12 protein-coding genes are annotated in these 14,482 nt (G+C 62.1%); 9 read left to right on the plus strand and 3 right to left on the minus strand.

Annotated features, from left to right (window positions below):
- The first annotated feature begins 4 nt into the window (after positions 1 to 4).
- Together ACKUUH_RS02835 and ACKUUH_RS02840 are read left to right on the plus strand one after the other, a co-directional pair.
- Complete coding sequence (locus ACKUUH_RS02835) at positions 5 to 1,606, plus strand: MBL fold metallo-hydrolase RNA specificity domain-containing protein (protein WP_407948342.1); 1,602 nt, start codon at positions 5 to 7, stop codon at positions 1,604 to 1,606.
- A gap of 99 nt (positions 1,607 to 1,705) precedes the next feature.
- Positions 1,706 to 2,299: a TetR/AcrR family transcriptional regulator gene (locus tag ACKUUH_RS02840; protein ID WP_407948343.1), complete on the plus strand. Its 594-nt coding sequence runs from the start codon at positions 1,706 to 1,708 to the stop codon at positions 2,297 to 2,299.
- A gap of 30 nt (positions 2,300 to 2,329) precedes the next feature.
- On the opposite strand, the gene ACKUUH_RS02845 is transcribed toward ACKUUH_RS02840, so the two are convergent.
- Positions 2,330 to 3,361, minus strand: coding sequence for a glutathione S-transferase N-terminal domain-containing protein (locus tag ACKUUH_RS02845; protein WP_407948344.1), 1,032 nt, complete (start codon positions 3,359 to 3,361; stop codon positions 2,330 to 2,332).
- Between the two features lie 32 nt (positions 3,362 to 3,393).
- A complete protein-coding gene (locus ACKUUH_RS02850; RefSeq protein ID WP_407948345.1) occupies positions 3,394 to 4,467 on the minus strand; it encodes a DUF2855 family protein in 1,074 nt (357 codons plus the stop codon).
- Between the two features lie 212 nt (positions 4,468 to 4,679).
- On the opposite strand from ACKUUH_RS02850, the gene ACKUUH_RS02855 reads away from it, so the two are divergent.
- The 7 genes from ACKUUH_RS02855 to ACKUUH_RS02885 all read left to right on the plus strand — a co-directional run bounded on the left by ACKUUH_RS02855 (position 4,680) and on the right by ACKUUH_RS02885 (position 13,601).
- Entirely contained in the window at positions 4,680 to 5,099 is a 420-nt protein-coding gene (locus tag ACKUUH_RS02855; RefSeq protein WP_407948346.1) for a DUF1330 domain-containing protein, read from the plus strand.
- A 191-nt stretch (positions 5,100 to 5,290) separates the two neighbouring features.
- Positions 5,291 to 6,985, plus strand: a complete 1,695-nt coding sequence (locus tag ACKUUH_RS02860) for an alpha/beta fold hydrolase (protein ID WP_407948347.1) — start codon at positions 5,291 to 5,293, stop codon at positions 6,983 to 6,985.
- 40 nt (positions 6,986 to 7,025) lie between these two features.
- Complete coding sequence (phaZ, locus tag ACKUUH_RS02865) at positions 7,026 to 7,907, plus strand: poly(3-hydroxyalkanoate) depolymerase (protein ID WP_407948348.1); 882 nt, start codon at positions 7,026 to 7,028, stop codon at positions 7,905 to 7,907.
- 106 nt (positions 7,908 to 8,013) lie between these two features.
- On the plus strand, positions 8,014 to 9,660 hold the full coding sequence (locus ACKUUH_RS02870; RefSeq protein WP_407948349.1) for a sulfatase-like hydrolase/transferase: 1,647 nt from the start codon (positions 8,014 to 8,016) through the stop codon (positions 9,658 to 9,660).
- 3 nt (positions 9,661 to 9,663) lie between these two features.
- Positions 9,664 to 10,668 (plus strand): formylglycine-generating enzyme family protein, encoded by a 1,005-nt coding sequence (locus ACKUUH_RS02875; RefSeq protein ID WP_407948350.1) that lies wholly within the window; start codon positions 9,664 to 9,666, stop codon positions 10,666 to 10,668.
- Between the two features lie 66 nt (positions 10,669 to 10,734).
- On the plus strand, positions 10,735 to 12,915 hold the full coding sequence (locus ACKUUH_RS02880) for a VTT domain-containing protein (RefSeq protein WP_407948351.1): 2,181 nt from the start codon (positions 10,735 to 10,737) through the stop codon (positions 12,913 to 12,915).
- The gene (locus ACKUUH_RS02885) at positions 12,912 to 13,601 is read left to right on the plus strand and encodes an endonuclease/exonuclease/phosphatase family protein (RefSeq protein ID WP_407948352.1); all 690 of its coding nucleotides are present in this window, start codon (positions 12,912 to 12,914) and stop codon (positions 13,599 to 13,601) included. The genes ACKUUH_RS02880 and ACKUUH_RS02885 overlap by 4 nt, the downstream gene beginning before the upstream one ends.
- On the opposite strand, the gene aguB is transcribed toward ACKUUH_RS02885, so the two are convergent.
- On the minus strand, positions 13,598 to 14,470 hold the full coding sequence (aguB, locus tag ACKUUH_RS02890; RefSeq protein WP_407948354.1) for an N-carbamoylputrescine amidase: 873 nt from the start codon (positions 14,468 to 14,470) through the stop codon (positions 13,598 to 13,600). The two genes, ACKUUH_RS02885 and aguB, sit on opposite strands and share 4 nt — an antisense overlap.
- Positions 14,471 to 14,482: the final 12 nt, after the last annotated feature.

A 14,482-nucleotide genomic window follows, 5' to 3' on the forward strand; every position in this document is an offset into this window, starting at 1 on the left:
GACCATGTCGATTTCCCTGAGCGTCCACGGCGCTGCGCACACCGTCACCGGTTCCTGCTATCTGTTGCAGGCGGGGCGGACGCGATTTCTCGTCGATTGCGGCATGTTTCAAGGCCCAAAGACGCTGAAGGCGCTCAACTATGCGGACTTCCCGTTCAAGCCGGAGGAGATCGATTTCGTTCTCCTCACGCATGCTCATATCGATCATTCGGGCCTGATTCCGAAGCTCGTAAAGAACGGGTTCTCGGGTCCGATCTATGCGACGCACGGCACGATCGATCTTCTCACCTGCATGCTGCCGGATTCGGGCCACATTCAGGAAACGGAAGTCGAGCAGCTCAACAGGCGCAACGCACAGCGCGGCCGCCCGGAAGTAACGCCGATCTATACCGTGGAAGATGCCGAGGTTGCGCTGCGCTCCTTCAGCCCCGTCGCCTACGACACATGGATCGAACCGGCGGAGGGTGTTCGCGCGCGCTTCTGGAATGCCGGTCACATTCTCGGTTCCGCGTCTATCGAGGTCGAGTTGACGACAGGTCTCCAATCGCCGCGCTCGATGCGGCTCCTGTTCTCTGGCGATATCGGGCCGGAGGTGACAAGCTTTCATCCGGCCCCGGATTCTCCGCAGAATCTCGACTACATCGTCTGCGAATCGACATATGGCTCGCGCGTGCGGCCGCCGATGACGCTCTCGTCTCGGCGCGACCTGCTTGCAGCGGAGGCAAACGAAGCCCTGAAAGGCAATGGCGTGCTCATCGTTCCGTCGTTTGCGGTCGAGCGCACCCAGGAACTCTTGTCTGATCTTCTGGCTCTCGTTCACGAACGCCGCATTCCGCAAGTACCGATCTTCCTCGACTCGCCGCTTGCCATCCGGGCGACCGATGTCTTCATCGACCATGCGCATGAGCTTGAAGACGGCGCCGCCTTCCGCCACGCCATGCGCTCTCCGATCCTGCGCACGACGGAGTCCGCGCAGGAAAGCATGATGATCGAGCGAATAGACGGTAGCCACATCATCGTCGCCGCCAGCGGCATGTGCGATGCGGGCCGTATCCGCCATCATCTGAAGAACCATCTCTGGCGCGCCAATGCGACAGTGCTCATGGTCGGGTTCCAGGCCGAGGGAACGCTCGGGCGCATTCTGCAGAATGGCGCCAAGGCTGTTCGCATACAGGGCGAGGAAGTAAAGGTTCGGGCACGCATCCGGACGCTCGACATCTATTCGGGCCATGCCGACGGGCCAGGCCTTGCCCGCTGGGTGGAAGATCGGGGCCCCGTTTCGCGCGGCATCATTCTGGTGCATGGCGAGGAGGATGAAATCGCCGGTTTGCACGAGCGTCTCTCAAACCTGGGCCTTGACGGAGAGCGCATCTTCGCGCCCGAGCTTGATGCCGTCTTCGATCTCCTCGCCGAAACACCGGCGACGCGCGAGCGGCCGGCGCCTCGGCGCCTGCAGCCGGAGGTTGTCGGCCATCCGGACTGGCACAACGACCTTTCCGGGCTTTGGCTCGACCTCACGGAGATGCTCGACAAGGCGGCGGACGACAAGTCACGGCGCGTCATCCTGCGCCGGATAAGACGGGCGCTCGAGAAGGAGCAGGCCTGACGCCATTTTACCTTTTTCTCGGCCACTCGCCGGTAGCTTTTATCTCCCCGCTTTGGGATGATGGCGCCGAGGCCAGAATCCTTCCATGAGTACCCCCACATGCCTGCTTCCCAACCCCAGAAAAAACAGGATGGACGCCGCCTTCGCAGCGCGGCCAGCCGCCGCCGCATCGTTGAGGCGATGCGCGACCTGGTCCGTGAGGGCACGGTTTCTCCGCGCGCGGAGGAAGTTGCCGCGCGCGCCGATGTCGGCCTCAGAAGCGTCTTCCGTCACTTCGACGACATGGAAAGTCTTTATCGGGAGATCGGCGACCTGATCCTGATCGATGTAGCGCCGATGCTTGAGCTCCCGCCGCCATCGGGCACGGCAGATGAAATTCTCGAGGAGATGATCGATCGCCGCGCAAAGCTCTTCGAGCGCATCATGCCTTTCCGCGTCGCCGCCGACATGAATGCGCACCGTTCGCCGTTCCTGGCCGACGACCGCGCGCGCATGAACACGGCGTTCCGCGATATCATGCGCTCCGCGCTTCCGACGGCAGTCCGCAAGGACCGCGTGCTCGTAGACGCGCTCGACGCCGTTCTCAGCTTCGATTTCTGGCGCCGCCTTCGCGTCGACCAGCGCCTTTCCATCGCTCAGGCAAGGCGTGTGGTCGAGGCGACAGCCGCCCCCCTCATCGGTGCGAAGCGTTAGGACAGTTCGAGGGAAGACAGGGCAGGGGGCTCAGCTTTCAAACAGCTTCTCGCAGCCTGTCCCGGAGAGAATCTCGTCCACAACCTTCCGGTCCGCCGCACCGAGGCTTGCATGCTTCTCGCGCAGCCATTGCAGACACTTCCCCTGATAGGGAAACGGCTGCTGCACCCATCGCTTGCCGTCTATTTCCGTATCGACCTGCTCCGCACCCTCCATCAGCGCTTTGGCGTTGGCGCGAAGAGCCGGCACATAGACCCGGCCGACCTCTTTCAGCAGGCCCCGAATTTCTTCGGGAATGGCATCGCGCTTCATCCAGCCGTCTTCCTGCGCGTCGAGCCCTGAAAGGTCTTCCATGATATCGACCCAGGCAAAGACGCGCGGCGCCCGATTCAGCGTCTCGTCCATCGGTGTCGGATCGAAATGCGTCAGCTGCGTCAATTGTCCGTAGGCGCCGAAGTCGCTGCTGCCAGGCCGCATCCCCATCAGGAAAGGTTGCACTTCGAGAAGTGCCTTCATCGCGTCGAGATAGCGCAGATAGCTCGCCTCGATGACAGGCGCCGTCGTGTCGTTGGAGCCTACGACGTAAAGACGCGATATCTGACGATCGGCGAATATCTCGCCCATCTTCAGCGCCTCGTCTTCGGGTGCTGAAATCCCGCGCCAGCGCGGCAGGATGGCCGCAGCCCGCTCGATATCGGGCTTGTAGTACCAGCGATAATGGAACATCGCCTTGGTCAGCCATTCGTCGGCATAGTCTTCGAGCAGATAGTCGAGAAACTCGATCACGGGATCGGAGGGCACGACTTCGCGTCCGGAGAATGCCTCCTCGAAGCGGCGGATCAGCGGTGTCGAGTCGACCGCTGCCTGATAGTCCCCACCGTCTTCCTTCAGATAAAAGGTCGGCAGCAGCGCCACCTTGGGCGCGGGCAGTCCTTTCGGCACGCCGTGACCCGACAGGAAGAAGCGATAGGGAATGTGCCGGTAGCGAAGCACAGCGAGCATCTTGCGCGTATAGGGCGAGCCCGGAGCGCCGCTCAGCAGCAGGGGTGTCTCGAGCGTCATCTTGTCCTCCCGGTTATTGTTATTTGAAGCGCTCACTTGAATCCGAGGATGTGGCCTTCTGCCGGATTGATTTTGCCGGCCAGCATGTCGGAATAGACGCGTGCGATTGCGTCCTCGCCCTTGCCGCGCTCAACCTTGATCCATGCGCCCGCCGCTTCCGCAAAGGCATTCCAGCTCTCCGCGAGCATCCGGTCGAAGCCGTCGCGCCCGAGTTCGTCCGACCGCTTTTTCATCTGGTCCGGCGCAAAGAAGAAGCGCGGTTTGGCCCCCGGCAGGTCCGCAGGCGGACGCGGCGCGTCCTTGTGAGAGAGACCGACCGTCGTGCTCTCCACGATCTTGTCGCCGAAATGCCGGTGCACGGCGGCGAGCACTTCCCCGTCGCCCGCGAAGTCGACCACGGCCGTCGGCACGCTTGCATCGAGCGTCGCGACATCGCCATAGGCCACCGCCTTGTCGTAGTAGCCGAGCCCTTCCACGAAAGCCTTGTTGCCGGGGGAGGTGAGGCCGACCACTTCCGGTCCCGCAGGCCGGCGCCGGTGAAGACCATAGGCGAGCCCGAGCCCCGTCTTCGACGAGGCGCTAAGCACCAGCACCTGCTTTGCACCGAAAAAACCGTTATCGGCGAGCCAGTCGTCGATCAGAAATGATGTCGTATAGAGCGGCCGCAGCACCGGCTCGAGATATTCATGCGGCCTTGCCCCTTTCACGCGCGTATAGCTGTTATAGACGGGATGCAGCTCGCGACGTTGCTTGTAGAGGTCGAGGAAGCTGCCCGCTGTCACCTTCTCGGGCTGCATCACGAGATGGGTGGCCATCGGCAGATAGCCATATATCCGCTCGCCCTCGGCAACGCCCTCGCACTTCGACTGCACGATCCGCGCGAACCCCCAGACGGGAATCTTTCCCCAGCCTTCCTCGGCGGGAAAGAACGACCAGTAGTTCAGCATGTCGCCGGCAACGGCATAGGTAATGTTGTTTGCGGTGAGTGCGAACTTCTCGATCTCGACGAGAATCTGTCCATCCTCGACCTCGGCTGCCCTGTTCACCCATTTCGTCTGGCCGTAGTCCGGACGGTTCACGACGAATTCCCGGATCGCGATGCTCATGCGTACCTCCCTGAATGACGATGGTGCGCGCATCCTGCCACAGCCCATCGCCGTTTTGTGAATTTGGTCGCGCCGCGCTCCATGCTTCTCTCTTCTCTACGATGGGTGCCTTGACCGCGCCCGTCGGATCGTCAATAAAATGGCACTAATAATGTCATTACAATATGTGCCGGATCGGCGTCAATCGTGCCGGAGCCGGAGGAAAGGCAGGAATGATAGTCGAGAACGCCCTGCGTCCGTCGGACGAGCAGCTCAAGTCCTTCTTTGCCCGCGCGGGCACCGACAAGGATGGGCCGGTTGTCATGGTCAACCTTCTCAAGTTCCGCGAGCGGGCCGCTTATCCGGATGGGCGCGATGCGGATATCTCGGGACAGGAAGCCTATATGCGCTATGGCGTCGAGGTCGCGAAGATCGTGGCGAAGCTCGACGGCCGCATGGTTTTCGGAGCCGCTGTCGACGGGCTCATGCTCGGCAAATGCGAGGAACTCTGGGACCAGGTGGCCCTTGTCGAGTACCCCTCGCGCGCGTCCTTCATGGAAATGGTCATGTCGCCCGAGTATCACGCCATTGAGGTCCATCGCGAAGCAGGGCTCGCCGGCCAGCTCAACATCGGCACACGCGTTCCCCGCTGACCACGGCGCATATATCCTCTTGGAATACCGGTTCCGCCCGTGCGAAATCTTTCTGGAACCTCTTTGCGCGCTGAACCCCTTGTGGCCGTCCCTTGGGCAGCGCATCATGTTCGTCTGTCAGGCCTATCGGCGCCTTCCGGGGAGGGAAGGCCGGGCACGGCTGAGGGACATGACGAAGAGGAGGGAAGCCTATGGCGAGGCGGCAAAGGGATGAATTCGGTCCGGGCATCGGCGAGGAAGCGGCGGAAACACCAAACGTATTGAGTCCCATCGTCGGCATCAGCCGCGAGGACGTTCTCTCTGCGATCGGGTCGATCGTCGGCGGCGCGGTGCGTCAGCCCTTCACCTTCATGCAGCACATCGGCTCCTTTGGCCGCAACATGGTGGACATCGTCGGCGGGCAGCAGAAGTTCGCTCCCGAGCCGAAGGATCGCCGCTTTGTCGACCCCGCCTGGCAGAAGAGCCCCGTCTATCGCCGCCTGATGCAGGGCTGGCTCGCCTTCCGGACGGAAATGCACGGTTTCATTCAGTCGCTTGAGCTCGATCCGATTGAGCATGGCCGCGCCATGCTCGTTGCCGACATCATGATCGATGCGGTCGCGCCGACGAACACATTCGTGGGCAACCCTTCGGCGGTGAAGCTCGCGCTCGACACGGGGGGCGCATCGCTCGTGCAGGGTCTTCGTCACGCGCTGGACGACCTGCGCAACAATCACGGCATGCCTTCACAGGTCGACAAGACACCCTTCAAGGTCGGCGAAAATCTCGCGACCACCGAAGGTTCCGTCGTCTACCGGACCGAGATGCTGGAACTTCTTCAGTACACGCCGAAGACGGGGAAGGTGCACGCCATGCCGCTCCTCTTCGTGCCTCCCCAGATCAACAAATACTATGTGCTCGACCTCACGCCCGAAAAGAGCATGTCCCGCTATCTCGTCGATCAGGGCTTCCAGGTCTTCGTCGTGAGCTGGCGCAATCCGGGTCCGGAACATCGCGACTGGGGCCTTGCCGACTACGTAACCGCACTTGTCGAGGTGCTCGGCGTCGTCACCGGTATCACCGGTTCGGAGAAAGTGAACATATCCGGCGGCTGTTCGGGCGGCATCACCACGGCGACGCTGCTGAGCTATCTTGCAGCGAAGGGCGACAAGCGCGTCAATTCCGTCACCTTCTGGGTCTGCGTGCTCGACCCGCGCATGGAAGACAGCGACGTCGGCGTTCTGGTGACGAAACGCGGCATTGAGATGGCCCGAAAGAGATCGGCGAAGAAGGGCGTGCTGGAGGGCTCCGATCTGTCGCGCGTCTTCGCCTGGCTCCGGCCAAACGATCTCGTCTGGAACTACGTCGTGAACAACTACCTGCACGGGCAGAAGCCGCCCGCTTTCGACGTGCTCTTCTGGAACAACGACTCGACGAACCTCACCGCCGCGCTGCATTCGGACTATCTCTCGCTCTACGAGACACAGCCTTTCGCCAATCCGGGCAAGGAGGAAATTCTCGGCCAGCCGATAGACATCGGAAAAGTCGATATCGATGCATTCATCGTTGGTGGCGTGACCGACCACATCACGCCCTGGAAGGCCTGCTATCGCACCACGCAGATGCTCGGTGGCAAGCGTGAATTCGTGTTGTCGAACAGCGGCCACATACAGTCGATCCTGAACCCGCCCGGCAATCCGAAGGCGAAATATTTCGTTAACGATGATTTGCCGGCGACAGCCGATGAATGGGCCGCGGGCGCCAGCGAAGTGCAGGGTTCCTGGTGGGAACGCTGGGGAAAATGGCTGGGCGAACGTTCGGGGGAAACGGTGCCCGCGCCGAAAACATTGGGAAATCGCAAATACAAGCCTTTGGATCCCGCGCCGGGCACATATGTATTAGGCTGATACTCTGAAGTATGAGTCGGAACAGGCCCGGAGCCGCTGAATGAACGAGAGAAAGCCGCGATACCGCGACATAAGAGTGGGATCGAACATACTCCGCACCGCGGTGTGGGAAGGCAAGGGACCGGGACGGCCGCTTCTTTTCTTCAATGGCATCGGCGCGAACCTCGAACTTGTCGCGCCTTTCGCCGAGGCGTTGCACGACCGCGATGTGATCGCCTTCGATGCGCCGGGCGTCGGCGGTTCTCCGTCTGCCTCCTTTCCCTATCGTCCGTGGCAGTTCGCCCGCATGGCGGCGCGCATTCTCGACGAGCTCGGCTACGACGAGGTCGATGTGCTCGGCGTGTCGTGGGGCGGCGCGATGGCGCAGCAATTCGCCTTCCAGTTCGGAAAGCGCGTCAACCGCCTGATCCTTGCGGCCACCTCGGCGGGCATGTTCATGGTGCCGGGCAATCCCCGCGCTCTGGCGAAGCTCGCGCATCCACGCCGCTACATGGACCCGGCTTACATGCTGCGCCATTTCGAAATGCTCTATGGCGACGAGGGCGATGGCGCCGAGGGACATGCAAAGCGTCTGCGCGCGCCGTCGACGCGCGGATATTTCTATCAGTTGCTTGCAGGCATGGGCTGGACGAGCCTTCCTTTTCTGCCGTTCATCAAGCAGCCGACACTGATCCTCGGCGGCGAGAACGATCAGATCGTCCCGCTGGTGAACCTCAAACTTCTTGCACAGATTATTCCCGGTGCGCGCCTCGAAACCGTTTCCGGCGGACACCTCTTCCTCGTGTCGCAGATGGACGAAGTCCTGCCGATGATCCGCTCCTTCCTCGACGAGGAGCCGGAGAGGCGCCCTTTCGCGGCTAGCGCCCGCCGGGGCGAACGCCGCTTCCGGGGTACCGGGGGGCAGGTCCGCCCGGCGGTCTGAACATTTGGCGGCACGAAACGAGGCAGGCGGGTCCATCGGCCCGCTTGCCTTTTTTCCGCCCGCGCATTATTAATGTTTAACATTAAAACGGGAGGGAGCGGGTATCATGAAAATCGGGAAACGCGGCGCGGGCATCGCCCTCGCGGCGCTCGTAGTCGTTGCCGTTACAGGCGTCGTCCTCTTCAACCGCTACTGGTACTACCTGCCCGGCATCCTGCAGGAAATTCGCGATCCCGTTCAGCCGAACCGTGAAGTGACCTGGGATCAGGGACCGGCGGACGCGGCCATACCGGCAAGCGAGCGGCGGCCGAACATCGTTGTGATCCTCGCCGATGATCTCGGCTTCAACGACATCTCCTTCGGTGGCGGCGGCATCGTCCCGACACCGAATATCGACTCCATCGCAAAGCGCGGCGTCACCTTCGCGAACGGCTATGCCGGTAACGCGACTTGCGCGCCCTCTCGCGCGGCCATCATGACCGGCCGCTACGCAACGCGGTTCGGTTTCGAGTTCACGCCCGCGCCGCCCCAGTTCGCGAAAACCATCGCAACTTTCGCGGATAACGGTGCCATCTATTTCGAGGAACGCGAGAAAGACGTGCCCGACGTCAACATGATGAGCGTGCCGGAAAACGAGATCTATATTTCAAGGATGTTGCAGGAGCAGGGTTACCACACGCTCATGCTCGGCAAGTGGCATCTCGGCGGCACAGATACGACGCGGCCGGAGACGCGCGGTTTCGATGAGGCTCTCGGCTTCGCGCCCGGCGCCTCGCTCTTCCTGCCGAAGAACGACCCGAATGTCGTGAACTCCATTCAGGACTTCGACCCGATCGACAAATTCCTCTGGGCAAACCTGCCCTTCGCCGTTCAGTTCAATGGCGGTGACCGTTTCGAGCCGTCCGAATACATGACCGACTATCTCACCAACGAAGCGGTGAAGGCGATCCAGGCGAACCGCAATCGTCCTTTCTTCATGTACCTCTCCTACAATGCGGTGCACACGCCGCTTCAGGCGTTGAAGTCGGACTACGACAAGCTTTCTCACATCGAGGATCACACGCTGCGCACCTATGCGGCGATGATCGTCGCGCTCGACCGTGGTGTGGGCGAGGTGCTGGATGAACTGCGCAAGCAGGGGCTCGAGGAAAACACCATCGTGGTCTTCACGAGCGACAATGGCGGCGCGAACTATATCGGTCTGCCGGACATCAACGATCCTTATCGTGGCTTCAAGGCGAGCTTCTTCGAGGGCGGTATCCATGTGCCCTTCTTCCTGAAGTGGCCGGGCCATGTACCCGAAGGGAAAACCGTCGAACACCGTGCGGCGCATGTCGACATCTTCGCGACCGCCGCGGCAGCTGCGGGTGCCTCCCTGGCTCAGGACCGCGTTTACGACGGTATCGATCTTCTCGGCCTGACCGATTGGGAAGGTGGCCTCGGCGAACGTCCGCTGTACTTCCGCTCCAGCCACTACAAGACGCTCCTGAAAGGAGACTGGAAACTTCAGGTCTCCGAGCGGCCGAAGAAGAACTGGCTCTTCAATCTCGCGGAGGATCCGACGGAACAGGTGAACCTCGCCGGCGACAATCCGGAGAAGCTCGCGGAAATGATAGCCGCGCTTGAGGAAATCGACGATGAGCAGGCCGAGCCGATCTGGCCGGCGCTCGTCGAGGCGCCCATGATGATCGACAGGCCGCTCGGCGGCGCGCCGCGCGGACCGGAAGATGAATTTGTCTTCTGGGCGAACTGATCGGTGCAAGCTGTGAATCCACGATGGGTCATCGCTGCTATCGTTGTTGCCGTCGTCGTCCTTGTGACGGCGGCGGCCAATCTTTGGCTGCATGGCGGCAAGGAAGCGTCGCGTCTCGCGGAAGCGGAACGGACGAGCTGCCTTCCGCCTTCCGCCGGCGCTCCGGGGCCCCGTGCCGGCATGGTCTGGGTGCCGGGCGGCACCTTCACCATGGGCGATACCTTCTATCCGGAGGAGGAGCCCCTTCGCGAGGTGACCGTGGAAGGGTTCTGGATGGACAGGACGGAAGTCACGAATGCCGAATTTGCGGCCTTCGTCGATGCGACCGGCTACGTCACCGTTCCCGAGCGTCCGGTCGATACGGTCGCTCATCCGGGTCTGCCGCCTGAAATGCAGAAGCCCGGCGCGGTCGTCTTCATCATGCCCAACGACGTGAGTGGAATGGGCGACATCTCGCAATGGTGGCAATACGTGCCGGGTGCCAACTGGCGGCATCCGGGCGGCCCGGATACGTCGATCGAGGGCCGCGAGCAGTTTCCCGTCACGGCCATCGCCCATGAGGACGCGCTTGCCTATGCGGCATGGAAGGGAAGGGTGCTTCCCTCAGAAGCGCAATGGGAATGGGCGTCGCGTGCGGCGGACCCCGATGCGCCGAACCCGCGCGCTCAGCCCCGCGAGGCGAATACATGGCAGGGCATCTTCCCCGTCATCAACGAAGCGGAAGATGGCTTCGTTGGCATCGCGCCGGTCGGTTGCTTCGAACCGAACGCACTCGGCCTTTATGACATGATCGGAAATCTCTGGGAGTGGACCACCGACGTCTATGAGGGCGCGCCGGGCACCCGCGTCATCAAGGGCGGTTCCTGGCTGTGCGCGCCGTCATATTGCCTCCGCTACAGGCCCGGTGCGCGCCAGCCACAGGAAGCTGATCTCGCCACGACGCATCTCGGCTTCCGCACGATAACTCTCTCCGCGATGCCGGAGAGTGCCGGCCAAATTTCTCCATGAGGTGAGACTTTTCTTCGCTTGGGGCGTTGTTTTGCCCGAGGAGTTTGAAGCGAACCAGGGTCTCACATGCCGGTGCATCGCTATTCCGGCCCGGAAGCGGCGGAAGAGCTTGGAAACTCGAGCATTCTTGAACCGTCGGGCAATGTCTGGCGGGTCGAGAAAGCGCGCCGCGCCCGCATGCTGGTGGACGCCGCTGAATATTTCGGCGTCCTCCGTGCGTCCATGCTCCAGGCCCGCCGGTCGCTCATCGTCGTGGGCTGGGACATAGACAGCCGCATGCGCTTCGTCGGACCGGGCGGAGAGGCGGATGACGGCTACCCCGAACTCTTCGGCGATTTCCTGAAAAGGCTCGCGGGCGAGAGACCCGGCCTCGAAATCAAGCTTCTGCTTTGGGATTATTCCGTCATCTACGCGACGGAACGCGAACTGTTGCCCGCCCTGCCGCTGCGTTTGAATACGCCGGCCAATATCGATTTCTGTCTCGACAATCAGGTTCCGTTCGGTGGCTCGCATCACCAGAAGATCGTCGTGATCGACGGCTGTCTTGCGTTTTGCGGTGGCATCGACCTCACTGTCCGCCGCTGGGATACGTCGGCGCATGATCCGGAGAACAGCTGGCGCGTCGATCAGGCAAAGCGTCCCTATCGGCCGTTCCATGACGTACAGATGATGGTCGATGGAGATGCAGCCGCCGCGCTGGACGAACTCGCGCGCTGGCGCTGGCGCAACGCCGCTTGCGAGGACCTCGAACCGGCAGGAGGCGGCAGCCACGATCCGTGGCCTGAAGAGGTCGAGCCGCATTTCCGCGATGTGCGGGTGGGCATTGCGCGCACACTGCCTTCCGGCAACGGTGAAAAGGAAGTGAGAGAGGTCGCGCGTCTCTTTGTCGATTCCATCGCGAGTGCTGAGCGCTGGATCTATATCGAGAACCAGTTTCTCACCTGTCTTGAAGTCGCCCGGGCGCTCGCGGCGCGCCTTCGCGAAACGCCGCGGCTCGAAGTGCTGCTGGTTGCGCCTCAGACGCATGTCTCTTGGCTGGAACAGCAGTCCATGCTCGCCGGGCGCATCCGCTTCATGAATGTATTGCGCGAGGCCGGTGTGGAAGATCGCGTTCGGCTTCTTTATCCATCGGTAGGAGAAGGGAAGGCCGAAACTCCCGTCATGGTCCATTCGAAGGTGATGATTGTGGATGATCGTCTGCTGCGTGTCGGCTCGGCGAATATCTGCAATCGGTCCATGGGCGTGGATACGGAATGCGACCTGGCCATCGAGGCGGAAGACGAACGGAGCCGCTCGGCTGTCCTGCGCTCGCTCGCCCGTCTTGTCGGCGAGCATTGTGGCGCCGGAACGGATGGGGCTCTGGCGACGATCCACGAAACCGGATCGGTGTTGGAGGCGGTGGAGCGCTGCGGCAAGAATGCAGACCGAGGTTTGCGGCCCGTCGAGGACGGCGAGACGGTCGCTGGCGCCGGCCTCGCAACGGTCGAGGCGATTGCCGACCCCGGCCGGCCGATTGCCGCAGACGAATATTTGGCCGACATCGTGGATTATCCCGGCGAAGGCCGGCGAAGCCGTGTTCCCGCCATTGCGCGAGGCGTCGCGCTTCTTCTCTTCGTCGCGGCGCTCGGTCTTCTGTGGCGATACACGCCCCTCTCGGAATATGCCCGGCCAGACACGCTCCGCGCGACCTTCGGCAGCCTGGCAAACAGCCCCTTTGCCGCGGCGATCATTGTTGCGCTCTATGTCGTCACTGGTTTCTTTGCGTTTCCGGTCACGGTTCTCATCATTGTCACTGCCGGAACCTTCGGTCTCTGGCCGGGGCTGCTCTATGCGGCAGTTGGGTCGATGTCGAGTGCCGTCGCGACCTATGGCGCGGGCCGCGGGCTCGGTGCGCGCTTCCTCCGCAACACGATAGGTCCACGCATCAACCGTGTGAGCCGTGGCATCGGCGAGAGAGGCATTCTCGCCATCGCTACCATCCGCCTCGTGCCGGTCGCGCCCTTCATGCTGGTAAACCTCGTGGCGGGTGCGCTTCGCATTCCCTTTATGGAATACGCAGTTGGGACTTTCCTCGGTCTCGCGCCGGGTATCCTTCTTCTTTCCATTCTTGGCGACCGCGTTTTTGCCATGTTCGAGAATCCCTCTTTCTCCGATCTTGCCGTCGCGTTCGGTGCGCTGTCGCTCTGGATCGTTTTCGCTCTCATGCTCCAGCGTCTGGCCACTCGATGGAGAAATCGCGGGAGATGAGAAAAGCGTTGCGTGTGTTGAGTTGGAACATTCACGGCGGCATGGGCCCGGATCGTCGCTACGATCTCGCCCGCATCGCCAACCTTGTCGCAACCTACGACCCCGATGTGATTGCGCTGCAGGAGGTCGACTCGCGCGGAAGAAGCGGTAGCCAGGCGCCCGTCTGCGAGCTCAAGGAGGCGCTCGGGGAGCACGCGGCGGAGGCGCGCACCATCTCGGCGCCGGATGGTCACTACGGACACGCCGTCATCAGCCGCTTTCCGTTGTCGGAAACCTGCGTCCACGACCTTTCCCTGCATGCGCGAGAGCCGCGCTGCGCCATCGCGACGAATGTCTCCGCGCCGCAAGGGATGTTCCGTCTCGTCACCACCCATCTCGGATTGAGCATCTGGGAAAGGCGCATGCAGTCGGCGAAGCTTGCCGCCCTTGCGCGGCAGGGCGAGGGGGCCTGCATCATGATGGGCGACTTCAACGACTGGTTCTCATTCGGGTGGGTCCGCCGCCGCCTGAAGCGGGAACTGCCCTCGCGGACGATGGAGCGGACCTTCCCCGCGGTCCGTCCGCTTCTCCGTCTCGACAGGATCTATTGCAGCTCACCGGCACGCATATTGCGAAGCTGGACGGATCGTGCCGCACGCGACATTTCCGACCATCTCCCCATCGTGGCGGACATCGCTCTCGGCTAGCGCCGCTGTGTACCGTCCAATGTCAGGATGTCGCCATAGAGCTCCGGCCGGCGGTCGCGAAACACGCCCCAGTTCACGCGTTGCCGTCTGTTCTGCTCGATGTCGAACGTTGCCGTGAGAACGTCTTCCTCGTGCTCGCTCGCTTCCGCGACCTTCGCTCCCGTTGCATCGGTGATGAAGGAGGAGCCGTAGAAGGTGATGGCGCAGCTCTTTCCTTCCTCCCGTCCGATCCGGTTCGACGCGACGATGGGCACGAGATTCGCCGCGGAGTGACCTTGCATCGTCCGCTGCCAATGGTCGCGGGAATGGATCGTCTCGTCATGAGGTTCCGAACCGATGGCTGTCGGGTAGAGCACGACATCTGCCCCCTTCAGCGCCAGAATGCGCGCCGTCTCCGGAAACCACTGGTCCCAGCAGATGGCGGCGCCCACGCGGCCGCGCCTTGTGTTCCAGACATGGAAGCCGGTGTCGCCCGGGCTGAAGTAGTATTTCTCGCGGTATCCCGGTCCGTCCGGAATATGCGACTTGCGATAGACGCCCAGGATCTCGCCATTGTCGATCATCACCAGCGAATTGTACTGCGCATTGTTCGCGCGCTCGTAGATCGAGATCGGCAGCACCGCCTCATACTTGGCCGAAATGGAACGAAAATGCTGCACCGCAGGATTGTCGCTCGCCGGTACGGCGAGGTGCATCAGCTCCGGCTCGGTATCCTTGCAGAAATAGGGGGTCTCGAAGAGCTCCTGCAGCAGGATCACGCCCGCGCCCCGTTCCGCGGCGGCATGGACGAGCTTCTCCGCGCGTGCGATGTTTTCATCCCGGTCGTGACCGCAGGCCATTTGCGTGGCTGCAACTGTCAGTTGTGTCATCGTTTTGTCCAA

The sequence above is a fragment of the Parvibaculum sp. genome (assembly GCF_045863935.1).
Taxonomy (GTDB): domain Bacteria; phylum Pseudomonadota; class Alphaproteobacteria; order Parvibaculales; family Parvibaculaceae; genus Parvibaculum.

Bases quoted from the DNA above. Each gene is read 5' to 3' on its own strand.
- ACKUUH_RS02835 (WP_407948342.1), top strand. From the start codon at position 5: ATGTCGATTTCCCTGAGCGTCCACGGCGCTGCGCACACCGTCACCGGT.
- ACKUUH_RS02845 (WP_407948344.1), bottom strand. From the start codon at position 3,361: ATGACGCTCGAGACACCCCTGCTGCTGAGCGGCGCTCCGGGCTCGCCC.
- ACKUUH_RS02850 (WP_407948345.1), bottom strand. From the start codon at position 4,467: ATGAGCATCGCGATCCGGGAATTCGTCGTGAACCGTCCGGACTACGGC.
- ACKUUH_RS02885 (WP_407948352.1), top strand. From the start codon at position 12,912: ATGAGAAAAGCGTTGCGTGTGTTGAGTTGGAACATTCACGGCGGCATG.
- ACKUUH_RS02880 (WP_407948351.1), top strand. From the start codon at position 10,735: ATGCCGGTGCATCGCTATTCCGGCCCGGAAGCGGCGGAAGAGCTTGGA.
- phaZ (WP_407948348.1), top strand. From the start codon at position 7,026: ATGAACGAGAGAAAGCCGCGATACCGCGACATAAGAGTGGGATCGAAC.
- ACKUUH_RS02840 (WP_407948343.1), top strand. From the start codon at position 1,706: ATGCCTGCTTCCCAACCCCAGAAAAAACAGGATGGACGCCGCCTTCGC.
- ACKUUH_RS02870 (WP_407948349.1), top strand. From the start codon at position 8,014: ATGAAAATCGGGAAACGCGGCGCGGGCATCGCCCTCGCGGCGCTCGTA.
- ACKUUH_RS02855 (WP_407948346.1), top strand. From the start codon at position 4,680: ATGATAGTCGAGAACGCCCTGCGTCCGTCGGACGAGCAGCTCAAGTCC.
- aguB (WP_407948354.1), bottom strand. From the start codon at position 14,470: ATGACACAACTGACAGTTGCAGCCACGCAAATGGCCTGCGGTCACGAC.
- ACKUUH_RS02860 (WP_407948347.1), top strand. From the start codon at position 5,291: ATGGCGAGGCGGCAAAGGGATGAATTCGGTCCGGGCATCGGCGAGGAA.